Genomic DNA, 20,653 nt, shown 5'->3' with positions numbered 1-20,653 from the left:
CAGGGGGACCCCATGTCCGACATCTCACCGCTGCGCACGGGCACCTCGCTGCTCGCCCGGCACGAGAACGAGAAGCCCGAGGCATTCTTTCTTCCGGAGCTGCCGCGGCTTCTTCCCGTGGTGTACCACCCCAAGGCGGCGCAGATCGAGTTCCGGTCGAATGCCTGGGTGCGCCGGCAGCTGGCAGGGTGCTTCGCCGACGAAGAGGACCTGCTGAAACTCCTGCGCGAACGAGTGGGCCTGTACGCACCCCTCATTGCCCCGACGGCCGACGAGCAACGCGTGCTGGATCTTGCCGACTTCTACCATTTCGTCGGGCTCATCGACAATCTGGCGGCGGACCACACCGGGCTGGGAGCCAGCCACCTCGGAGCCCGCGACGTCTTCGACAGGATCATGGCCGACTTCGCCGCCGGGACGGCAGCCGCAGCGAGCGACAACTCCCCGTTCGGACGGGCGGCCCGAGATCTGTGGCGGCGCATAAGCCCCGGGCTGAGCCCGCATCAGGTCCGGCGCTTCAAGTCGAGCATGAGCAGCTTCCTGCGGGGCATCACCAGCGAGCTTCCCTACCAGCTGTCCGGCTCGGTTCCGGACTACGACACCTACCTGGCCATGCGACTCGACAGCTTCGGCTGCGACTTCATCCTGCTGCTCACCGAGTACGCCCTCGCGATCGACCTGACCGAGCCGGCCGCGTCACCTCGGTTCGTGGACATGCACGCCCACGCGATGCGTCAGCTGATCCTCGTCAACGACCTGCTGTCGCTGCGCAAGGAGCAGGGAGACCCCATGAACGCGGTACGGGTGCTGTGCTGCCACGACGGGCTGACACTCCAGCAGTCCGTCGACCGGGTCTGCGAGTTGGTCGAGCTCCATGAGCGGGCGTACATCGCGGCCCGGGACACCGTGCGGCACGGCCCCTTCGGCGCCCGCGCGGACGTCCGCACCTATCTCGACGGGCTTGATCATCTGCTCGCCGGCAGCCAGGAGTACGAATACCTCACCCCTCGCTACTTCGGCGACGGATCCGTATGGGACGGCTCCACCTCCGGATGGGTCAGCCTCACCGCGCCCATCGCCAGATTCCTGCCCCGGGCCGGCCAGGGAAACGGGGCGACAACGGACCAGCGCTTTCAGCAGCCACACCGGAAGGAGCACAAGAGTTGACGGCGACCCACGAAGCACCACCGGTCTCGCGCCCCACGACCACGGGCGTGGCTCCCGGTGGGCTCCCCCTGCTCGGCCATGCGATACCCCTGCGGCGACGGCCGTTGGACTTCCTGGCCGCACTGCCCGCCCACGGCGATCTGGTGGAGGTACGGCTCGGCCCCCAGCGGACGTACCTGGTCTGCCATCCCGACCTGGTCCAGCAGATACTGCGGGACGCACGGACCTTCGACAAGGGCGGCCCGCTCTTCGACAAGGTCCGCCTCCTCACGGGCAATGGCCTGGCCACGTCCTCCTGGGCGGACCACCGGCGCCAACGCCGGCTGATGCAACCGGCCTTCCGTCCCGAGAGGATGGCCGGTTACGCCACCGTGATGGACCACGAGATCGGCGCCATGCTCGACTCGTGGGAGGAAGGGCGGGCCTTCGACGTCAATGCCGCGATGCAGGCACTGACGGCGCGCATCATCGTCCGCACGCTGTTCTCCACCCGGATCGAGGACCGGGCCGTCGCCGAGATACAGCGCTGTCTGCCGGTCATCACCCGGGGTTTCTACACGCGCATGGTCGCGCCCGTCGGCCTGCTGGAGAAGCTGCCCACCCGGAGCAACCGCCGTTTCGACCGGGCTCTGGAGCGGATGCGCAGCGTCATCGACGAGACCATCGGCACTCATGCGGCCGGAGTCGATCACGGGGACCTGCTGTCCGGCCTGCTCGGAGCCGAGGACGAGGAAACCGGCGAGCGACTGGCCGGGGACGAGATCCACGACCAGGTCATGACCCTGCTCCTGGGCGCGACCGAGACCACGGGCAACACTCTGGCCTGGATCTTCCACCTCCTCGGCGAAAATCCCGAGGCGGCGGAGCAGTTGCACCATGAGCTGGACGGGCTCCTCCCCGGCCGCCGGCCCGGCTTCGACGACCTGCCCCACCTGGACTACACCCGGCGGGTGATCATCGAGTCGCTGCGCATGTACCCGACGACCTGGTTGCTGACCCGGTCGACCACGTGCGAGACGGAGCTCGCCGGAGTCCGGCTCGCCCCGGGCACCGTCGTGCTGCTCAGCTTCTACGCCCTCGGCCGCAATCCGGCCCTGTACCCCGCCCCCGACCGGTTCGACCCCGACCGCTGGCTGCCCGAGCGGGCCAAGGCCGTGCCGCGGGGTGCCTGGAACTCCTTCGGTGGCGGCAGCCGCAAATGCATCGGAGACCGGTTCGGCACGATCGAAGTCATGCTGGTCCTGGCCGCCGTCGCCGCGGGCTGGCGGCTGAGGCCCCGGCCCGGCCCCGGCATCCGGCCGGAGCCGAAGGCGAGCCTGAGCACCGGTCCGCTGCCCATGGTCCCGGAGCGACGTCGTCGAGAAAGCTCCGCCGCTGCGGAGTAGCACGAGGAAGGGCCCGGACCGGATTACTCCGGCCCGGGCCCTGAACTGCGCCTTCGCAAGTCGGGACGACAGGATTTGAACCTGCGACCCCTTGACCCCCAGGAGTAGGAGCCAAGGGCATTTTCCGGATAAAACAGACTTGATCAGGGCGGATAATGTGCGCGGCAGGCTCCCTCGTGCACCATCGCGCACACCGTGTGGTCCCCAGCTGGTCCCCACCCGCGGCTGATGGCGCTCTTTGAAAACCGGCTCTGTCCGCTGGTCCATGAAGGCGCAGGTCAGCGACACGAAGACAACTTCTGTCGCCTGGGTGTCCGTACCGTCGCGATCAATGTGCTCGGGGACGCAGGGACAGTGGTTGGCTGTCTTGTGGTGATCGACGGTTCGGCCGGTTCATGCCTGGAACTCGGTGAGGTCGATGGCGTGAACGCGCAGCGGGTAGCCGTACACCGGGTGTGCTGTCTCCCGCTCGGGCACCATGCCGAGCTTGCGGATGACGTTCTCGGAGGCGTTGTCACCCACCCGATTGATGCTGATGACGCGGTCCAGGCCGCGGTCCTGGAGAGCGAACTCCAGCGTGGCGTGGGCGGCTTCGGACGCGTATCCCTGGCCCCAGAACTGTGAGCCGATCCGCCAGCTGATCGCCACGGCGGGCATCACCTCCGGCAGGAACTCGGGCACGGACAGTCCCGTGAAGCCGATCAGTTCGCCCGAGGCCAGCAGCTCGACGGCGAAGAGTCCGAAGCCCTCCTCGTCCCACTCCTCCTCCCACCGCTCGATGTCCTCGGCCGTGTGGTCCAGGTCGCGCACCGAGCCGTCGTTGATCCAGTGCATGACCCGGGGGTCCGCGTTGATGTCCGCCATCGGCGCGAGGTCGTCGTCGTGCCAGCTACGGAGGAGGAGGCGGGGTGTGCGGATCTCGGTCATGTGCCCATCCTGCCGAAGGCAATGGCCTCATCGGTAATCCGGCGATCGCCCGTCCTGCTGCCGCGACACCAAGATCATTCACGGAATCGCGGACAGAGCCTTGAAAACGGCCACGGCTCTGCCACCAGACGCTCAGGTCCGGGTCAGGGAACTGCTCCGGCGGGTTGATGTTGCGATTCTCGTTCACCCCAAAAAGGCGACCGCCACCGGGCGCAGACTTCAACCTGTCCCCTTCTCGCTGTTCGCGGGTCTCTGCCGACGACCGGGTACCCCTTTTGCGCGGTCCCTCCCGGGGCTGGTCGTGTTCAGGCGGTAGATGTGGAAGGCCCGCCCGATGACGGGCTGGGCCACGTTGCGGACCTTCAACCCGCCGCCGGTCATGCCGTGTTCGGTGCCGGCGTGTGCGTGCCCGTGGACGGCGAGATCGGCGCCCGCCGTGTCGATGGCCTCCGCGAGCAGGTAGCTGCCGAGGAACGGGGGGATCTCCAGGGGTTCGCCGGCCAGGGTGTCGGGGACGGGGGCGAAGTGGGTCAGGGCGATCCGCGCGTCGCACGCGTACCGGTGGAGCTCCTCCAGAGCCGCGCGCAGACCGTCGGCGCGGTGGCGTGAGTACCGTACGAACTCCTTCATGACGGGCTCGCCGAACTCGCCGGCGCACCGGCCCACGAAGCCGCCGCCGAACCCCTTTTTCCTTGGCCCGGACCGCCAGTCCTGGCGGTCCGGGCCGCCCCGCAGGGTCCTGCGGACCTGGTCGGCGTGGAGACAGGCAGTGAACGACAGGGCGGTGAGCGGCAGCACCACCAGGAAGCTGTGGATGTGCTGCTCGATGGGCCGCGCCTCGCGTTCGCCGACGGCCAGCGACACGTCATACAGGGCCGCCGCTCCATGGGCGAGGGCGGCGCCGCCCATCGTGGTGAGCACCAGTGGGTTGACCCGCGCGAGCAGGCCCATGAGCACCGGTACACCGGCCTCGGTCATCATCAGCGCGTGGACCGCGGACTCCTTGGTACCGCTGGTGTGCTCGATCCGGGTCCGCCGATGCATTGACCAGTCCACGAGGCCGGGCACCACCCACAACGGGAGAAGGCCGTACAGCAGAAAGCGATGGCCGGCGTCCTCCGCCTCGGCCGATCGGAGCGGGATCCGCAGGTCGTCGGGCCGCCGCCAGCCCCGCCAGTTCCTCCAGGCCGTACGGGGCAGAGCGCGCAGTGTCATGGAAAGCTCCGTGACAGTGACAAGACCTTCGACCGGGGCTTTCGGGCCCTCCCGGCCACGCCTCCGCGGTACCCCTCCTCCTGCCGGCGACACCATGCGCAAGCTCGTGCCCATCGGGTACTCGGCTGCGGTCACCACCGATCGACCCGCGGTTCAGGAGGCACGATGACAGGCCTCGGATACTTCCTCGCGTGTGAGGAGCATCGCCCGGCGGAACTCGTCGAGCAGGCGCGCATGGCCGAACAGGCCGGCTTCGAGTCGCTGTGGATATCCGACCACTACCATCCGTGGAACGACAGCCAAGGACAGAGCCCGTTCGTGTGGTCGGTGATCGGCGCTCTCTCGCAGGCGGTCTCGCTGGCTGTGGAGACGGCGGTAACCTGCCCGCTCGTACGGACGCATCCCGCCGTCATCGCCCAGGCGGCCGCGACCAGTGCGGTACAGCTGGGCGGGCGCTTCCGGCTGGGAGTGGGCACCGGCGAGGCGCTCAACGAACACATACTCGGCACGGCCTGGCCGGAGGCACCGGTACGGATGGAAATGCTGGAGGAGGCCCTCCAGATCATCCGGCAGCTGTTCACCGGCGAGCAGACCAGCCACCACGGCAAGCACTACACCGTGGAGAACGCCCGCCTGTACACGCTGCCCGACGAACCGGTTCCGATCGACGTCTCGGCCTTCGGCCCCCAGGCCACCGAGGTCGCCGCGCGCATCGGCGACGGGCTGATCACGATGATGCCGGACGAGTCCCTGGTCGAGCGGTTCCGGCGCGGTGGCGGCGGCACCAAGCCGGTCTACGGCGGCCTCAAGGTCTGCTGGGGCACGGACGAACGGGAGGCGGTCAGCACCGCGCACCGGCTGTGGGCCACCGAGCAACTGCCGGGCGAGCTCGCGCAGGTCCTGCCCACCCCGAGCCACTTCGAGCAAGCGTCGCAGCTGGTCACCGAGGAACAGGTGGCCGGGTCAGTGCCGTGCGGCGACGATCCGGACTCTCACGTCGAGGCGCTGACGGCGTTCGTCGACGCGGGGTTCGACGGCGTGTACGTCAGCCAGATCGGCAAGGACCAGCAGGGCTTCTTCGACTTCTACCGCACCAAAGTCCTGCCCCGGCTGCGGGGCTGACCGCACGAGGCGAGGGATCACCGTGCCCGGCCCCGGAGAGAGGAGCAGCAGCGCGCTCGTCGTGATCGACATGATCAACACCTACGACCACGAGGACGCCGAGCTGCTGGCCCCCGCCGCCGAGCGGGTCGTACCCGTGCTGGCGGATCTGATCGGCCGGGCCCGGGACGCGGGCGTGCCGGTGATCTACGCCAACGACAACTTCGGGCTCTGGCGTTCCCACCACGGGGAACTGGTCGAATCCGCGCTCTGCCGCCCACACGCCGGCCTGGTCGAGCCGATCCGGCCGGACGACGCGTCGCTCTTCGTGGTGAAGGCCCGGCACTCGATCTTCTACGACACTCCCATGTCCTATCTGTTGTGGCAGCTGGACGTCGGAACGGTGGTCCTGACCGGTCAGGTCACCGAGCAGTGTGTCCTGTACTCCGCCCTGGACGCACACATCCGTCATCTGGAGGTCACGGTGCCGAGGGACGCCGTCGCCTCGATCCACCCGCATCTGGCGGAAGCCGCGCTGGAAATGATGGAGCGCAACATGGGCGCCCGAATCGTCCTCGCGAAGGAACTCGGCTTCCAGGATTCCCGGTGACCCGGACAGGTCAATGTCCCTCAGCGTGCGAGAGCTGGTGCTGTAGGGCGCGGTGGCAGGCGGCGGACGGCCGCTTCGTCGACTCCGTCGAGTCGCCGCTGCTCGGTGCCGGCGCGAGACTCTGCCGGGCCCGGGGCGCCGAAATACCCGGTAGCCCGGCCCGCTCGGCCTCCGGCAGAGCCGCCAGCCGGGCGATCGCGCGGCGCAGTTCGCCCCGGCACAGGGTTCGTTCGGCGAACGGGCCGTCCCGTCCGGGCGCGGCACCGCACAGCCGGGCCAACTGCTGGAACGTGCGTGAGGTGGCGACGGCGGTGTGCGGATGCTCCCAGCGGATGCAGGCGGAGGCGTCGCGCAGCTGGTGACGCACGGTGCGACGCAGGGCCAACAGTTCCTTCTCCGACGGAACGTCGCCGTCGCCGAGGAACTCGTTGGTCAGCCGGTTCGCACCGAGCGGCAGGGACACGGCGAACTCCGGCATCCGGCCCCGTCCGAAGGCCACTTCAAGGGAGCCGCCCTCCGATGTCGAAGACGGCCGGCGGTCCGGCTCCCCACCCCATCCAGCGCCGTCCACCGAGGAAGGTGAGCTCGGCCTCCACCTCGCCGGGCAGTACGCACAGGGGTACCCCCGCCTTCTCGGCCACGGCTCGCAGTACGACTGAGCGGTCGGGTGCGTTGCGTATGACGGCGGTGGCGAACGCCAGCGTCTCCGGGGCACCCCAACGGGCGGCGATCTCGGCGGCTCTGCGGAGGGCTTTGACCAGTTCTTCCGTAGCCCGCTCGCCGAAGTGACCGTCCGGCCCCACTTGTTCGGACAGGCGCAGCTTCCACTTCGCGGTGTGCACCGGCAGCGGTACGCCGTCCGTCGCGTCCGTCACGACGAGCCGGACCGTGTTCGAGCCCGCGTCCACAACGCTCAGTCTCATGCCCTGTGCGTATCCAGGGCCGCCGGTGTGATGGGCGGCCCGTACGCAGCACGGATCGGCCATCTCGCCACGCTGCCGGGAGCCGGTCGACCCATCGCTCCTCCGGGGGTCCGGTCGCACGGATCCCGAACACAAAATCGCCCGCCAGCCACGGCTCGTCCGCCGGCAGACCGGCGACGACCTCGTGGCGTACGACCTGTTCGTGCACCGCGTCGGCCTCGACGTGCCCGGTGCAGAAGCGCGCGGCCGCCGCCTGCGTCGGGCTCGGGGATTCCTTGAGCGTGCAGTTGATGACGACAGCCTCACGCTTCTACTCCGAACGCGCCGCAAGGGGTGGTGGGCTGGCCATGAACCGGCGGCGCCAGACGGGTGCCCCTGCGCAGTGGACGTGACAACGGCGTCAGGCGAACGGACTGCGCGCCAGCTCGGCGAGCAGCTGGGCCGGGTCGGCGAACACGGCGTCGGCGCCGGCCTCCTCCAGGTCCGCGCGGGGAATGCCGCCGCACAGCAGCGCCACGCACCGCACGCCCGCACGGGTGCCCGCCCGCATGTCCCACACCGTGTCGCCGACGAACACGGCACGCTCCGCCGGTACGCCCGCCAGTTCCAGCGCCCGTTCGACGGGCTCGGGGGCCGGTTTGCCCTCGGAGACGTCGTCGGCGCTCGCTGTCGCCTTGATGGCGTCGTCCGCGTCGATCGCCCGCCGCAGCGCAGAGAGTTCGTCGTCGCTCGCCGAGGTGGCCAGGACCACCGTCCAGGCATCGTCAGCCAACCTTCGCAGCAGACGGCCCGCGTCCGGCAGCGCGGTCAGCCGCTCGAAGTACTGGGCGTAGAGGATCTTGTGCGCGGTGCTGAGATCCTCCGCCTCGCCGGGGGCCAGGGCTGATTCTTCGCCCTCGCCGAGCAGACGGGCGACGAGGTCCTCGGAACCGAGCCCGACCGCACGGTGGATGGCGTGCGTCGGCACCCGGTGCCCGGCCCGGCGGAACGCCTCCCACCAAGTGACCACGTGCAGATGATTCGTGTCGACGAGTGTTCCGTCCACGTCGAACAGGGCTGCCCGTTCCATGCCACTCAGACCTCTCGCTTCTTCAGCGGCCGCACTGCGGGGCCCTGGAGGATGCGGCCGTCGGGAGCGAAGCGGGAGCCGTGGCACGGGCACTCCCATGTCTGTTCCGCGTGGTTGAAGGCGACGAGGCAGCCGAGGTGGGTGCAGCGGGCCGAGACGGCGTGGAGCTGGCCGCTGTCGTCCCGGTGGACGGCGCACTGGTGGCCGCCCACGCGCAGGACCGCTCCCTCTCCGGGGGCGAGGTTCTCGGGTGCGGGTGCGGTAACGGGTGGCAGCCGGTCGCCGACGAAGTGTTTGGCCACGTGGGCCTGGTGTTTGAGGAAGGACACGCCTTCGCGGACCACGGAACCCAGTCGACGCGGGTCGTACAGGGCCGCCCATTCGACCTCCCGGCCCTCGACGAGGTCGGCGATCAGCAGGCCGGCCATGATGCCGCCGCTCAGGCCCCAGCCGCCGAAGCCGGTGGCCACGTACGTGTGGTGGCTGCCGGGGTGGAGCGGTCCGACGAGCGGTACGGAGTCGGTGGAGTCGTTGTCCTGGGTGGCCCAGCGGTGGGTGAGTGTCAGGCCCGGGAAGTGGCTGAGGGCCCAGGCGGTCAGCCGGTCGAAACGTTCCTCGACGTCAGCAATGCCGGGGGCGCCGGGGGTGAAGTGCTCTCCGGTGACGATCAGCAGACGTTTGCCGTCAGCGTAGGGGGCGCTGCGCACGGAGCGGGTATTCCGTTCCGGCGTGATGTACATGTCGCGCGGCGCCCGATCAGCGTCGAGAGTCCCCGCGACGACCAACTCACGCCGCGGGGAGAGGCGGGTGAAGAGCAGGGCCCGGTCGAAGACGGGGTAGTGGGTGGCGACCACGACCTCGCGTGCCCGCACGGACGCGCCCGCGTCGGTCGCCAGCACGCAGGGTTCGCCTTCGGTGAGGCCGGTGACGCGCGTCCCCTCGTACACGGTGCCGCCGCGCCGGCGCAGCTCGTCGGTGAGGGCGCGCAGGTACTTCACCGGATGGAACTGCGCCTGGCCGGTCACCCGGACCGCCCCGGCCACCGGGTAGGGCAGCTCGGTGTCGGTGACGAACTCGGCCGGCAGGCCCGCTTCGCGCGCCGCCTCGGCCTCCGCCCGGAGCTGCGCGACATGCTCCGCATCCTCAGCGTATGTGCAGGCCGCTGCACCCTCCCACTCACACTCGATGCCCAGGTCGGCGGCGATCTCGGCGGCCCGGCGAATCGCTGCGGACTGCGAGTCGGCATACAGCCGCGCGCCCTCGCGGCCGCGGGTGCGGCGCAGATGGTCGTAGACCAGGGTGTGCAGCGCGGTCAGCTTGGCCGTCGTGTGGCCGGTGACCCCGGCGGCGATCCGGTCCGCCTCCAGTACGGCCACTTCGTTGCCGCGCCTTGCCAGCTCCCAGGCGGTGCTGAGCCCCGCGACACCGCCACCGATCACCGCGACCTCGACAGCGAGATCCCCGGACGGCGGAAGAGCGGGCTCGTAGGCCGGGGCGGTCTCGATCCAGTACGACCCCCCAAGTCCTTGCTCGGTGTTCATGGCCGCCGAGTTCCCGTCTCGGTAAGGCGACACACACCGGCATGTTCGGGGTCACTCCAGCACCACCATCCCTTTTGGTCCGTTTCGCCGGAATCACGTGCGGGGACCCGGGACGGACCGCTAACAGCCCACTCAGCTGCCCCTCGGTCGAGAGGATCAGGGCGGCGCGAAAGGAGCGATCATGAAGGCTGCCGTTTACGAAGGCCCGCGTACCGTGACCGTCAAGGACGTGCCGGACGCGAAGATCGAGCACCCCTGCGACATTCTCGTCAGGATCACCACCACCAACATCTGCGGCTCGGACCTGCACATGTACGAGGGACGTACGTCCTTCGAGACGGGTCGCAGCATGGGGCACGAGAACCTCGGCGAGGTCGTGGAGATCGGCTCCGCCGTCAGCAAGGTGAAGGTCGGCGACTATGTCGTCCTCCCCTTCAACGTCGCCTGCGGCTTCTGCAAGCAGTGTGAGCGGGGACTGACCAACTACTGCCTCACCATGCAGCCGGAACCCGCGCTCGCCGGAGCCGCCTACGGATTCGCCGAGATGGGGCCGTACCAAGGCGGTCAGGCCGAGTACCTGCGCGTTCCCTACGGCGACTTCAACGCCCTGCGCCTGGGCGAGGACGCCGTCGAACGGCAGAAGGACTACGTGATGCTCGCCGACATCTTCCCGACGGGCTACCACGCCACGGAGATGGCCGGTGTCGAGCCCGGCGACCAGACCATCGTCTACGGCGCCGGCCCGGTCGGACTCATGGCCGCATACTCGGCGATCCTCAAGGGCGCCGGCCGGGTGTGGGTTGCCGACCACCAGCAGGACCGGCTGCGCAAGGCCGAGGAAATCGGGGCCATCGCGATCGACACGACCAGCGAGGACCCGGCCCAGGTCGTGAAGGAGGCCACGCTCGGACTCGGCGCCGACAACGGCTGCGAGTGCGTCGGCTACCAGGCCCACGACCCGAGGGGACAGGAGGACGCCGCGCTCACCCTGAACGGACTGATCGACAGCGTCCGCTTCTCCGGCTCCCTCGGCGTGGTCGGCGTGTTCCTCCCCGAGGACCCGGGCGGCGCCGAGGCCCAAGGCAAGCAGGAGGCGCAGGGCAGGATCCCGTTCGACTACGGCCGGATGTGGTTCAAGGGCCAGCGCATGGGAACCGGCCAGGCCCCGGTGAAGCGGTACAACCGAGCCCTGCGCGACCTGATCGCCGGAGGCAGGGCGGAGCCGAGCTTCGTCGTCTCGCACGAACTGAGTCTCGACGAGGCGCCGTCGGCCTACGAGCACTTCGACAACCGGGACGAGGGCTGGACCAAGGTGGTCCTGCACCCCGACGGTCACGGCTGAGACGGACGGGACGGACGGCTCCTCAGGGACGCCTGAGGGGAATTCCCGCCGCCCTCGTCCCGGTCGGCGCCCCGGCCACGTCGGCGGACCTGGAGCCGGGCGCAGGCGCAACTCGGCATCATCGCGCACTGCCAGGCGGCGGCGCCCGCCAGGAGCGGCGCCTCGTGGTCCTGCGCCCCGAATCCGAGGGGCCGGGCCGGTCGGGACACGCGGTGAGGATGTCCACTACGGGTACTCGTGCAACGCCGCCGCACGCGGACGGAGAGAAGCGAGAGGGCACATGCCATGACGACACAAATGCGGGGCACCCGCCCGCAGATCCGCAGGGTCCGCACGGACCTGCTCGGGATTTACCTCAACGACCATCTGGCAGGTTCCACGGTCGGAGCCGGACGCTCCCTGTTCATGGCCCGATCGCATCGCGACCCGCCATACGCGGAACCACTGCGGCACCTCGCCGGCGAGATCGCCGAGGACCGTGCGAGCCTGCTGCGCATCATGCGGAGCCTCGGCGTGCCGAAGCGCCGCTACAAGGTCGCAGCATCCGGCGCGGCCGAGCGACTGGGGCGTCTCAAGAGCAACGGGCGCCTCTACCGGCGTTCGCCTCTGACGCTGGTGATCGAGCTTGAGTTCCTGCGGCTGGGGGTGAAGGGCAAGGAACTCGGCTGGCGCACGCTGCGCGCCCTGGCCGAGGCGGACGGCCGTCTCGACGAGCAGGAGCTCGACGGACTGATCGCACGGGCCGAGCGGCAGATGAGCACGCTGGAGGAGCTGCGTGTCAGAGCGGTACGGGACGTCCTGCTCACCGGCTGACGCCGAGCGGGAAGCCGACGGGTCAGCTCACAGCTTCGGGGAACTCGAAACGTTGACCTCATCCCGAAAGTGGAGGGAAAGGGTCGAGCATATCCAACCCTCAGCAGCCCCAGCAGCGGCGCAGCCGTAAGGACGGTGGAGTGCCGCCGGACCAGCAGCCCGATCATCCCTGAGCCAACCGGGCCGCGTGACAACCTGAGAGGACAACGAGGAGGAACGTCATGCCTGCCGGATCGAGTTCCAAGCGGGATGGGCTTGATCTGCTTCGGCGGACATCCGAGATCAGGGGCTCAGCCCCGGGAGGATGTCCATCATGGAGAGCATGGGGAAGAAGAAGCCGCGTCCTCGCCGCTCGTTCACGCCGGAGTTCAAGGCCGAGATCGTCGAGATGTGCCGGCGCGGTGACCGCTCGGTCGGTCAGGTCGCCAAGGACTTCGACCTGACCGAGACCGCGGTGCGCGACTGGGGCAGGCAGGCCGAGGTCGACGCGGGCGAGCGCGACGGTCTGACCAGCAGCGAACGTGAGCAACTGGCCGCGCTGCGGCGGGAGAACCGCCGGCTGCGGGAGGACGCGGAGGTCCTCAAGCGGGCCACGGCTTTCTTCGCGTCAATGCCAAAGTAGGTGACGCTGGCACCTGGGTGGTGCCAGGGTGGCAGGACCGGCCAGTGCTGGGACAACGGGCTGGCCGATTCGTTCTTCGCCACCCTGAAGAACGAACTGATCGGCACTCGGCCCTGGCCGAGCCGGGCCGCCGCCCACACCGCAATCTTCGAGTGGATCGAGGGCTGGTACAAGTTGCACCGGCTGCACAGCAGCCTCGGCTACCGCAGTCCCCCCGACTACGAGGCCACCCTGGCGGCCTGACCACCACACCAACGGTGTCCGTCAAAGCGGAACAAGCTCAGTCAAGGACGCCGGTCCCCAACTGGTCCCCAAGAATGATCAAGGGCCGGTTTCGGATACCTCCGAAACCGGCCCTCACCTGCGACTGTCTCCAGTCGGGACGACAGGATTTGAACCTGCGACCCCTTGACCCCCAGTCAAGTGCGCTACCAAGCTGCGCCACGTCCCGGTGCGATGTCACACGGTGTTCCGTGTGATCGCGCAGGTCAACCCTACCGCACGCGTACGGGTGCTGCTGCCGCTCGCTCCGCGACAGGGCCGGTGACCCGGCCGGCGCGCCGCACCGGGACGAGGAGCGCTGCGCCCGCGGCACCGAGGCACAGCAGCGCCAGCAGCGTGAAGCCATGGGTGTAGCCGGAGCCGTACGGCAGGCCGGAGGGCTGGAGCCGGCCGGTGACCAGGACGCTGGTCAGCGCGGCGCCGACGGAGCCGCCGATGGTGCGGATGTTGGCGTTCATTCCGGTCGCCGCGCCGGTCTGCTCGGCCGGGACGCTGGCCACGACGAGGTTGGCCATCGAGGCGAAGGCGAGTCCGATGCCGAGGCCGAACACGCCCGCGACGAAGGCGATCTGCCACCGCTCGTCGTGCCACAGCGCGAGGAAGCCGAGGGCGAACGCGCCGAGCGCGGCACCGGTGGTGAGCTGCGCCTTGGAACCCATGACGGGGGCGAGGCGGCCGCCGAGGACACCGGAGAGGAACATCGCGACGAGCATCGGCAGCATGAGCAGTCCGGACTCGGTGACGGTGGCGCCGAAGCCGTACCCGGCCGAGCGGGGCGTCTGTACGAATCCGGGGAGGAAGGACCAGATCGCGTACATGCCCGCGCCGAACAGCAGGGCCGCGGTGTTGGTGGTCCACACGGCGGGCAGCCGCATCACGCGCAGGTCGATCAGCGGGGTGCGGGAGCGGGCCTCGACCAGCAGCCACCCGGCGAACAGCACGGCGGCGGCCGCGAAGAGCCCGAGCACCTTCACCGAGCCCCAGCCCCACTGCCCCGCCTGACTGAGCGGCAGGAGCAGGGCCACCAGCCAGGCCGACAGCAGTCCGGCGCCGAGCCAACTGACGTTTCCCTCGGCGCGGTTGGGCGACTCGGGCACATAGCGCAGGGCGATCGGCACAGTGGCGGCGACGACGGCGACCGGGATCCAGAACAGCCAGCGGTAGTCGAGCGCGGACACGATGGGACCGGCGGCCACCATGCCGACGCCACCGCCGGCCGCGATCACCGCGGACAGGTTGCTGATGCTGCCGCTGACCCGGGCAGGAGCGAACTCGTCCCGGATGATGCCGAACGACAGCGGGAACAGGGCGCCGCCGGCGCCCTGGACGACCCGGGCCACGATCAGGACGCCTATGTTCGGCGCGAGCGCGGCGACCAGACAGCCGGCCAGTACGGCCACGAGGACGGCGACGAGGGTGCGCTTGCGGCCGACCAGGTCGCCGACGCGGCCGAGGATCGGCGTGAAGACCGAGGCGGACAGCAGATACGCCGTCATCACCCAGGTCGCGGTGGACTGGGAGCTGTGCATGGCGTGCTGGACGGTCGGCAGGGCCGGCGCGATCAGCGACTGCAGCATGGCGAACACGCCCGCACCGGTCGCGAGGACCGCGAAGGTGAGGCGGGTGGAGTTTCGGGGCACGACAGAGCCTCTCCGAATCGGAGCGGGAGGAATGAGAGGAATGAGGGGTGTCCGGGGTCGCCGCGGATACACGTCTGCCCACGGCCGGTGCACCCCCGGACTGTTAAAGTGGAGGTACCCCTCCACCATAACGGAGGTGCACCTCCGGTTCAATTCGATTCCCGCCCCGGGAGGCAGCAGTGTCGGCCCAGCCGTTCCCCGTCAGCGAGATCGTCGCGTCCCGGCGGCCGCACCGTAAGGACGCCGCCCGCAACTTCGACGCCCTGCTCGCGGCCGCGCGCGAGGCGTTCGCGGAGCACGGCGCGGAGGCCTCGCTGGAGGACATCGCCCGGCGCGCGGGCGTCGGCATCGGCACGCTGTACCGGAACTTCCCCACCCGCCGCGACCTCTTCGAGAGCGTCTACGCGGACGAGGTGAACGTCCTGTGCCGGGCCGCCGTGGAGGCGACCGAGCTGCCGCCGTGGCAGGCGCTGACCACCTGGCTGGACCGGTTCACGGGCTACATGGTCACCAAGCGCGCGGTGCGCGAGGCCCTCAACGACGAGTCGGAGATCTTCCAGGCCTGCCGCGACTCGATGTACTCCGCCGGCGGACCGCTGCTGGAGCGGGCGCAGAAGGCGGGCGAGGCACGCGCCGACATGGACTTCGGCGACCTGCTGCGACTGGTCGCCGGGATCACGGCGACCTCCTTCGACGACGACGCCCAGCGCGACCGCGTGCTGGCGATCGCACTGGACGGCGTGCGCGTCACGCGCTGAGGTCGGCCGATGTCGAGGCCGAGTGGGCATGCCGGAAGGGCCTGGGCACGCCGGACTCCCGGCTGATGGACCTAATGGATGAGCGCGTTCGCCACCACCACGACCACCCCGAGCAACGCGTCCCCCGCGCCGATCAGTGCGGCCACGGGCGGGCTGCGTCCCGCCCAGCGCGCGGTGACCAGCCCCAGGACGAACAGGATGAGGATGTTCAGGACGAACGCCGGGTACTCGACCCCGCTCGCGGACCACCAGCCCCACCCGGCCCCCGCGAGGATGAAGACCGTGGGGATCACGGCCGCGACCAGCGGCCACTCGTCGGCCAGGATGCGCAGGATCTCCCAGCCCCGGTGCGGACCCCGCTCGGCGACGTAGTGGGCGTAGCCGTGCGCGAGGGCGGAGGCGAACGCGGTCACCAGCAGCCAGAGGGCGTCGTAGCGACGGCTGGCCTGGGAGGAGTGGCCGTACTCGGTGAGCGCGGCAACCATCGCGCTGGCCAGTACGGCGCCGTAGACCCCGCCGAAGAGGACGGCTTCGCGGGTGCCGTGCGGGCAGGACTCGGGGGCCTCCGTGGAGTCGTCCATGCTCTTTACGATCACCCGCGCCCGGCGGCGCCGCCACTTCGCTTCGCCCCGACGAAGTGTCCTCCCACCAGGCCCGATGCCCCACATTCTGTCGACGGCGCGGGCGCCGGCGAACTCGCTAGGGTCGCCTCATGACCCACAGCTTCGCTCTCCACATCCCCGACGCCGAGCTCGAACCCGAGCCCCTCGACCCGGAGCAGATCGTCTCCGGCTCGCCCGAGGTGACCGGAAAGGTGGTCTGGGAGTCGGAGGACGGCCGGCAGATCCGCGGGATCTGGCAGATCACCCCGGGGGTGGTCACCGACACCGAGGCGGACGAACTGTTCGTCGTCGTCAGCGGCTCGGCGACGATCGAGGTCGAGGGCGGGCCGACGCTGGAGGTCGGGCCGGGTGACATGGCCGTACTGCGCGCGGGCGACCGTACGACGTGGACGGTGCACGAGACGCTGCGCAAGGCGTACGCGATCAATCTGTGAGGCCGGCGGGCGCCGCGGTGGTGCCCCTGATCTCCAGGGTCGGTGCGGCGAGGTGGACCCGGCCCGCTGCCCCGGGCCGCTCGAAGCGGTCGAGGAGGCAGCGGGCGGCGCGCCGGCCGACCTCGTGCGGGGCCGTGTCGACGGTGGTCAGCCAGACGTGGCGCAGCCGGGCGATGCTCGTGTTGTCGTAGCCGGTCACCGAGACGTCCCGCGGCACCCGCAGCCCCAGTTCCTCGGCCGCCGACAGCGCGCCGACGGAGGCGATGTCGTTGACGGCGAGGATCGCGGTGGGCCGGTCCGGGCGGCCGAGCAGCCGGACGGTGGTGCGGTAGCCGCCCTCCTCCGTCATGTCGCTCGCCTCGATCCGCGCCTGGTCCGCCAGGCCGTGCGCCCGCATCGTCGCCTCGAAGCTGCGCCGGCGCAGCTCGCCGACGGCGCCGTACCCGGCGATGTGCGCGATCCGGCGGTGGCCGAGCCCGATGAGGTGCTCGGTGACGAGGCGTGCACCGGTCTCGTCGTCGCCCGCGACGACATCCACGCCCGGCAGCTCCGGTTCGCGGGCCCCCGCGACGACGACCGGCATGCGCTCGGCGACCGCGCCGAGAACGGCCGGTTCGGGCAGGGTGCCGACCGCCACCAGGCCGTCCACGCCCAGGTCCAGGAAAGGGCCGGTGAGATCGTCGCCGGTGCGGCGGTTCAGCCGGGCGTCGGCGAGCAGCATGTGCAGGCCGTTGTCGCGCAGCAGCGAGTTCAGGCCGTCGAGGAGGTCGACGAACCACGGGTTGCGCAGGTCGTTGAGGAGGACGCCGACGGTGCGGGTGCGCTGCTCGCTGAGGCTGCGCGCGGCCGCGTTCGGCCGGTAGCCGAGTTCCCGTACCGCGCGCAGCACCGCCTCCCGCTTCTCGGGGCGCACCTGGTCCGAGCCGCGCAGCACCAGTGAGACCAGCGACTTGGACACTCCGGCCTGCTCGGCCACGTCGCGGATCGTCGGCGGTCTCATGACATGGACCGTTCCATGTGGTGGGCACGGTTGTCAAAGGGCTTGACACATCGGAATTCGCCTCCCAGTGTGGCCTGGACAAGAAATGGACCGGTCCAAAGAGGGGCAAGGGGCTGTCATGGTGGATGCGCTCGGTGTCGCCGTCGTCGGATTCGGCTGGATGGGCCGCGTGCACACCCAGGCGTACGCCCGCGTTGCGCACCACTACCCGGGGCTCGCCCTGCGGCCGCGCCTGGTGACGGTCGCCGAGGAGGTGCCGGGCCGGGCCGAGGAGGCCGCCGCGCAGTTCGGGTTCGCCGCGACGACCCGCGACTGGCGCGAGGTGGCCGCGGATCCGCGCGTCCAGGCGGTCAGCATCACCGCCCCGAACTTTCTGCACCGGGAGATCGGTGTCGCGATGGCCGCGGCCGGCAAGCACATCTGGATCGAGAAGCCGGTGGGCCTGACCGCCGAGGACGCCCGCGCGGTGGCCGACGCGGTGGCCGGGGCCGGTGTGCACGGCGCGGTCGGCTTCAACTACCGCAACGCACCCGCCGTGGAGGCCGCCCGCGCGCTGATCGCCTCGGGGGACATCGGCGCGGTGACACATGTGCGGATCCGGCTGTTCAGCGACTACGCGGCGCATCCCGACGGCGCCCTGACCTGGCGGTACGAGCGTGAGCGCGGCGGCAGCGGGGTGCTCGGGGACCTGGCCTCGCACGGCGCCGACCTGGCTCGCTTCCTGCTCGGTGACATCGCCTCGCTGACCGCCGACACCGCCGTGTTCGTGTCGGAGCGGGCCCGTCCGACGGGCGCCACCGCCGGGCACGCCCTCGCCTCCGGTGGTGAACTCGGCCCCGTCGAGAACGAGGACTACGTCAACTGCCTGCTGCGGTTCGCCTCCGGCGCCCGCGGTGTCCTGGAGGCCAGCCGGGTCTCGGTCGGCGAGCAGAACAACTACGGCTTCGAGGTGCACGGCACCAAGGGCGCGGTCTTCTGGGACTTCCGCCGGATGAACGAGTTGGCCGTCAGCCGCGGCACGACGTACCAGGACCAGCCCGTCAGCACGGTGTACGTCGGCCCCGGCGACGGCGAGTTCGCCGCGTTCCAGCCGGGCGCGGCCAACGCCATGGGCTACGACGACCTGAAGGTCATCGAGGCGTACCGTTTCCTGCGCTCGATCGCCGAGGGCAGACCGTACGGCACGACTCTCGCGGACGCCGTGCGCAGCGCCGCCGTACTGGACGCGATGACGCGGTCCGCCGAGACGGGTGGTTGGGTCAACGTGCCGACGCCGTAGGCATGTTGTAGGGCGTGACCACCTGGATCGACGACGGCGCGACCGGTCCCGTGGGCGGTAGAGCGCCGTGGGCGCGCATCACCAGGTGGCAGGCTTCGCGCAGGTCGTGGCGCAGGTCGTGGTGGAGCACGGCGGACAGGCGGTGCTCGCGCAGCAGCCGGGTGTTGTCGTGGTCGAGGTCGTGGGCGACGAACACGGCGCACTCGCGGCCCAGGTCCTCGAAGGCCCGTAGCGTCGCGATGTTGCCGCCGCCGATCGAGTAGACCGCCCGTATGCCTCGGTCGCGTTCCAGGGCGGCCCGGACGAGGTCGTACTGGGTCGCGTCCAGGCCCTGCCCCTCGGCGATCTCGACGAGCGTGCGCTCGGGGTGCCGGGCCCGCATGACACCGCGGAAGCCCATCTCGCGCTCCTCCTCGTTGCGGAAGAAGCCGCTGCTGAGGCTGGTGAGGACGTTGCCGGGACGGTCGCCGAGCCACTGCCCCATGAGATACGCCGCGGTCGCGCCCGCGGCCCGGTTGTCGATGCCGACGTACGCCAGCCGGGCACTCGCGGGAAGGTCGGTCACCAGGGTCACGACGGGGATCCCCGCGGTGGTGAGCCGACCGATGGCGGCCGTGACCTCGGGGACGTCCGGTGCCTTGAGGATCACGCCCTGGGAGCCCCGCCGGGTGACCCGGTCCAGGGTCGCGACCAGCTCCGCCACCGGCCCGGTCTCCCGGAAGTGGAAGCGCGAGCGCAGCACTGCCGGGTGCAGTGACGGCAGCTCCGCCTCCAGGGCGGCGCGTACGGCCGTGGTGAACCGCTCCGGCGCCTGCATCACGATGTCGACCATGAACGTACGGCCGACCAGCCGCACCTGGGTGCGCTGCCGGTCCAGGTCGGCGATGGCCCGGCGGACCTCCTCGGCGGTGCTCTCCCGCACCCCTCCCCTGCCGTTCAGCACGCGGTCCACGGTGGCCTCGCTGAGACCTGCCTGACGTGCGATCTCGCGGATCGGGAAGGGATGGCCCACGGCGGCGCTCCTTGAGGGGTTTTTGATGGCTCGCTGCTGGTTGTTGGAGGGGTTTGTACTGACAAGAATGACAGGGCCGCGGCGCGAGAGCTGAAAGGGCAAGCACATCATGGGACTTCTCGACGACAAGGTCGTCCTCGTCAACGGCGGCAGTCAGGGGGTCGGCGCCGCCATCGCCCGGGCCGCGGTCCGCGAGGGCGCCACGGTGGCCGTCACCGGCCGGCGCCCCGAGCCGGGCGCGGCACTGGTGGCCGAATTGACGGCGGCCGGGGGCAGGGCGATGTACGTGCAGGCCGACCTGTCGGACGCCGACCGGGCCAAGGCCTCCGTGGCCGAGGTGGTCGACGCGTACGGCCGGATCGACTGCCTGGTCAACTCGGCGGGGCTGACCTCGCGGGGCACCCTGCTGGACACCACGCCCGAACTGTTCGACGCGCACATCGCGATCAACCTCAAGGCCCCGTTCTTCGCGATGCAGGCGGCGGTGGCCGACATGGTGGAGCGCAAGGCGTCCGGCACGATCGTCAACATCATCACGTCGTCGGCGCACGGCGGGCAGCCCTTCCTGGCCCCGTACGTCGCCGCCAAGGCCGGCCTGATCGGTCTGACCCGCAACGCGGCGCACGCCCACCGCTGGGACCGGATCCGGATCAACGGCCTGAACATCGGCTGGACGGCGACCGAGGGCGAGGACGCGACACAGCGGGCCTTCCACGACGCCGGGGACGACTGGCGCGAGCAGGCCGCGGCCAGGCTGCCGATGGGCAAGCTGGGCCAGCCGGACGAGATCGCCGACTTCGTGGTCCTCCTGCTGTCGGACCGGTCGGGCGTGGTCACGGGTTCGGTGATCGACTGGGACCAGAACGTTCTCGGCGGCCTCGACTGACCCTTCGCACAGCCTCTTCGCACT

The 20,653-nt window shown here is 70.3% G+C and carries 19 protein-coding genes, 1 tRNA gene and 3 pseudogenes; 12 read left to right on the top strand and 11 right to left on the bottom strand.

Annotated features, from left to right (window positions below):
• Positions 1-12: 12 nt before the first annotated feature.
• On the top strand, positions 13-1,167 hold the full coding sequence (locus ACZ4EG_RS20980) for a terpene synthase family protein (RefSeq protein ID WP_467791647.1): 1,155 nt from the start codon (positions 13-15) through the stop codon (positions 1,165-1,167).
• Entirely contained in the window at positions 1,164-2,552 is a 1,389-nt protein-coding gene (locus ACZ4EG_RS20975) for a cytochrome P450 (protein WP_467791646.1), read from the top strand. Before ACZ4EG_RS20980 ends, ACZ4EG_RS20975 begins: the two co-directional genes overlap by 4 nt.
• A 393-nt stretch (positions 2,553-2,945) precedes the next feature.
• On the opposite strand, the gene ACZ4EG_RS20970 is transcribed toward ACZ4EG_RS20975, so the two are convergent.
• On the bottom strand, positions 2,946-3,479 hold the full coding sequence (locus ACZ4EG_RS20970; protein WP_453552839.1) for a GNAT family N-acetyltransferase: 534 nt from the start codon (positions 3,477-3,479) through the stop codon (positions 2,946-2,948).
• 219 nt (positions 3,480-3,698) lie between these two features.
• Complete coding sequence (locus ACZ4EG_RS20965; RefSeq protein WP_467791645.1) at positions 3,699-4,694, bottom strand: metallophosphoesterase family protein; 996 nt, start codon at positions 4,692-4,694, stop codon at positions 3,699-3,701.
• Between the two features lie 165 nt (positions 4,695-4,859).
• On the opposite strand from ACZ4EG_RS20965, the gene ACZ4EG_RS20960 reads away from it, so the two are divergent.
• Together ACZ4EG_RS20960 and ACZ4EG_RS20955 are read left to right on the top strand one after the other, a co-directional pair.
• Positions 4,860-5,816, top strand: a complete 957-nt coding sequence (locus ACZ4EG_RS20960) for an LLM class F420-dependent oxidoreductase (RefSeq protein ID WP_467791644.1) — start codon at positions 4,860-4,862, stop codon at positions 5,814-5,816.
• A 22-nt stretch (positions 5,817-5,838) separates the two neighbouring features.
• Positions 5,839-6,405 carry a cysteine hydrolase family protein gene (locus tag ACZ4EG_RS20955; RefSeq protein ID WP_467791643.1) on the top strand — a complete coding sequence of 189 codons (567 nt, stop codon included), beginning with the start codon at positions 5,839-5,841 and terminating at the stop codon, positions 6,403-6,405.
• A gap of 106 nt (positions 6,406-6,511) precedes the next feature.
• Here ACZ4EG_RS20955 and ACZ4EG_RS20950 read toward each other — a convergent pair.
• The 4 genes and pseudogenes from ACZ4EG_RS20950 to ACZ4EG_RS20935 all read right to left on the bottom strand — a co-directional run.
• Positions 6,512-7,328, bottom strand: a pseudogene (locus ACZ4EG_RS20950) (Ppx/GppA family phosphatase); the annotation flags it as partial.
• Positions 7,329-7,368: 40 nt separating this feature from the next.
• Positions 7,369-7,578: pseudogene (locus ACZ4EG_RS20945) on the bottom strand (iron-containing redox enzyme family protein); the annotation flags it as partial.
• Between the two features lie 150 nt (positions 7,579-7,728).
• Positions 7,729-8,397, bottom strand: coding sequence for an HAD family hydrolase (locus tag ACZ4EG_RS20940; protein ID WP_467791642.1), 669 nt, complete (start codon positions 8,395-8,397; stop codon positions 7,729-7,731).
• A gap of 5 nt (positions 8,398-8,402) precedes the next feature.
• A complete protein-coding gene (locus tag ACZ4EG_RS20935) occupies positions 8,403-9,938 on the bottom strand; it encodes an FAD-dependent oxidoreductase (RefSeq protein WP_467791641.1) in 1,536 nt (511 codons plus the stop codon).
• 181 nt (positions 9,939-10,119) lie between these two features.
• Here ACZ4EG_RS20935 and ACZ4EG_RS20930 point away from each other — a divergent pair, with 181 nt between their 5' ends.
• From ACZ4EG_RS20930 to ACZ4EG_RS20915, 4 genes and pseudogenes are all read left to right on the top strand, one after another.
• Complete coding sequence (locus tag ACZ4EG_RS20930) at positions 10,120-11,280, top strand: glutathione-independent formaldehyde dehydrogenase (RefSeq protein ID WP_467791640.1); 1,161 nt, start codon at positions 10,120-10,122, stop codon at positions 11,278-11,280.
• 285 nt (positions 11,281-11,565) lie between these two features.
• Positions 11,566-12,093 (top strand): hypothetical protein, encoded by a 528-nt coding sequence (locus ACZ4EG_RS20925; RefSeq protein WP_467791639.1) that lies wholly within the window; start codon positions 11,566-11,568, stop codon positions 12,091-12,093.
• Between the two features lie 313 nt (positions 12,094-12,406).
• The gene (locus ACZ4EG_RS20920) at positions 12,407-12,715 is read left to right on the top strand and encodes a transposase (RefSeq protein ID WP_467791638.1); all 309 of its coding nucleotides are present in this window, start codon (positions 12,407-12,409) and stop codon (positions 12,713-12,715) included.
• Between the two features lie 33 nt (positions 12,716-12,748).
• Positions 12,749-12,958 (top strand): annotated as a pseudogene (locus ACZ4EG_RS20915) (integrase core domain-containing protein); the annotation flags it as partial.
• A gap of 134 nt (positions 12,959-13,092) precedes the next feature.
• Here the strand turns inward: ACZ4EG_RS20915 and ACZ4EG_RS20910 are convergent.
• Together ACZ4EG_RS20910 and ACZ4EG_RS20905 are read right to left on the bottom strand one after the other, a co-directional pair.
• Positions 13,093-13,166, bottom strand: a tRNA-Pro gene (locus ACZ4EG_RS20910).
• Positions 13,167-13,209: 43 nt separating this feature from the next.
• The gene (locus tag ACZ4EG_RS20905; protein ID WP_467791637.1) at positions 13,210-14,637 is read right to left on the bottom strand and encodes an MFS transporter; all 1,428 of its coding nucleotides are present in this window, start codon (positions 14,635-14,637) and stop codon (positions 13,210-13,212) included.
• Between the two features lie 179 nt (positions 14,638-14,816).
• On the opposite strand from ACZ4EG_RS20905, the gene ACZ4EG_RS20900 reads away from it, so the two are divergent.
• The gene (locus tag ACZ4EG_RS20900) at positions 14,817-15,395 is read left to right on the top strand and encodes a TetR/AcrR family transcriptional regulator (protein WP_453545615.1); all 579 of its coding nucleotides are present in this window, start codon (positions 14,817-14,819) and stop codon (positions 15,393-15,395) included.
• Between the two features lie 71 nt (positions 15,396-15,466).
• Here ACZ4EG_RS20900 and ACZ4EG_RS20895 read toward each other — a convergent pair whose 3' ends face one another.
• Positions 15,467-15,976 carry a hypothetical protein gene (locus ACZ4EG_RS20895; RefSeq protein ID WP_467791636.1) on the bottom strand — a complete coding sequence of 170 codons (510 nt, stop codon included), beginning with the start codon at positions 15,974-15,976 and terminating at the stop codon, positions 15,467-15,469.
• Positions 15,977-16,107: 131 nt separating this feature from the next.
• On the opposite strand from ACZ4EG_RS20895, the gene ACZ4EG_RS20890 reads away from it, so the two are divergent.
• Positions 16,108-16,452, top strand: a complete 345-nt coding sequence (locus ACZ4EG_RS20890; protein WP_453545611.1) for a cupin domain-containing protein — start codon at positions 16,108-16,110, stop codon at positions 16,450-16,452.
• On the opposite strand, the gene ACZ4EG_RS20885 is transcribed toward ACZ4EG_RS20890, so the two are convergent.
• Positions 16,442-17,452, bottom strand: coding sequence for a LacI family DNA-binding transcriptional regulator (locus tag ACZ4EG_RS20885; RefSeq protein WP_453545609.1), 1,011 nt, complete (start codon positions 17,450-17,452; stop codon positions 16,442-16,444). The two genes, ACZ4EG_RS20890 and ACZ4EG_RS20885, sit on opposite strands and share 11 nt — an antisense overlap.
• 118 nt (positions 17,453-17,570) lie before the next feature.
• On the opposite strand from ACZ4EG_RS20885, the gene ACZ4EG_RS20880 reads away from it, so the two are divergent.
• Complete coding sequence (locus ACZ4EG_RS20880) at positions 17,571-18,731, top strand: Gfo/Idh/MocA family protein (protein WP_467791635.1); 1,161 nt, start codon at positions 17,571-17,573, stop codon at positions 18,729-18,731.
• Here ACZ4EG_RS20880 and ACZ4EG_RS20875 read toward each other — a convergent pair.
• A complete protein-coding gene (locus tag ACZ4EG_RS20875; RefSeq protein WP_467791634.1) occupies positions 18,712-19,743 on the bottom strand; it encodes a LacI family DNA-binding transcriptional regulator in 1,032 nt (343 codons plus the stop codon). The two genes, ACZ4EG_RS20880 and ACZ4EG_RS20875, sit on opposite strands and share 20 nt — an antisense overlap.
• A gap of 109 nt (positions 19,744-19,852) precedes the next feature.
• On the opposite strand from ACZ4EG_RS20875, the gene ACZ4EG_RS20870 reads away from it, so the two are divergent.
• Positions 19,853-20,629, top strand: a complete 777-nt coding sequence (locus ACZ4EG_RS20870; RefSeq protein ID WP_467791633.1) for an SDR family oxidoreductase — start codon at positions 19,853-19,855, stop codon at positions 20,627-20,629.
• Positions 20,630-20,653 lie beyond the last annotated feature (24 nt).

This window comes from Streptomyces sp. NPDC025638 (assembly GCF_055558775.1).
Note: the sequence above shows the minus strand (reverse complement) of the source record. Positions and strands in the feature narration are given on the sequence as shown.

Excerpts from the sequence above, each read along its gene's own strand:
- ACZ4EG_RS20960 (WP_467791644.1), top strand. The coding sequence starts at position 4,860 with ATGACAGGCCTCGGATACTTCCTCGCGTGTGAGGAGCATCGCCCGGCG.
- ACZ4EG_RS20965 (WP_467791645.1), bottom strand. The coding sequence starts at position 4,694 with ATGACACTGCGCGCTCTGCCCCGTACGGCCTGGAGGAACTGGCGGGGC.
- ACZ4EG_RS20885 (WP_453545609.1), bottom strand. The coding sequence starts at position 17,452 with ATGAGACCGCCGACGATCCGCGACGTGGCCGAGCAGGCCGGAGTGTCC.
- ACZ4EG_RS20930 (WP_467791640.1), top strand. The coding sequence starts at position 10,120 with ATGAAGGCTGCCGTTTACGAAGGCCCGCGTACCGTGACCGTCAAGGAC.
- ACZ4EG_RS20935 (WP_467791641.1), bottom strand. The coding sequence starts at position 9,938 with ATGAACACCGAGCAAGGACTTGGGGGGTCGTACTGGATCGAGACCGCC.
- ACZ4EG_RS20925 (WP_467791639.1), top strand. The coding sequence starts at position 11,566 with ATGACGACACAAATGCGGGGCACCCGCCCGCAGATCCGCAGGGTCCGC.
- ACZ4EG_RS20890 (WP_453545611.1), top strand. The coding sequence starts at position 16,108 with ATGACCCACAGCTTCGCTCTCCACATCCCCGACGCCGAGCTCGAACCC.
- ACZ4EG_RS20980 (WP_467791647.1), top strand. The coding sequence starts at position 13 with ATGTCCGACATCTCACCGCTGCGCACGGGCACCTCGCTGCTCGCCCGG.
- ACZ4EG_RS20940 (WP_467791642.1), bottom strand. The coding sequence starts at position 8,397 with ATGGAACGGGCAGCCCTGTTCGACGTGGACGGAACACTCGTCGACACG.
- ACZ4EG_RS20880 (WP_467791635.1), top strand. The coding sequence starts at position 17,571 with ATGGTGGATGCGCTCGGTGTCGCCGTCGTCGGATTCGGCTGGATGGGC.
- ACZ4EG_RS20895 (WP_467791636.1), bottom strand. The coding sequence starts at position 15,976 with ATGGACGACTCCACGGAGGCCCCCGAGTCCTGCCCGCACGGCACCCGC.
- ACZ4EG_RS20870 (WP_467791633.1), top strand. The coding sequence starts at position 19,853 with ATGGGACTTCTCGACGACAAGGTCGTCCTCGTCAACGGCGGCAGTCAG.
- ACZ4EG_RS20920 (WP_467791638.1), top strand. The coding sequence starts at position 12,407 with ATGGAGAGCATGGGGAAGAAGAAGCCGCGTCCTCGCCGCTCGTTCACG.
- ACZ4EG_RS20970 (WP_453552839.1), bottom strand. The coding sequence starts at position 3,479 with ATGACCGAGATCCGCACACCCCGCCTCCTCCTCCGTAGCTGGCACGAC.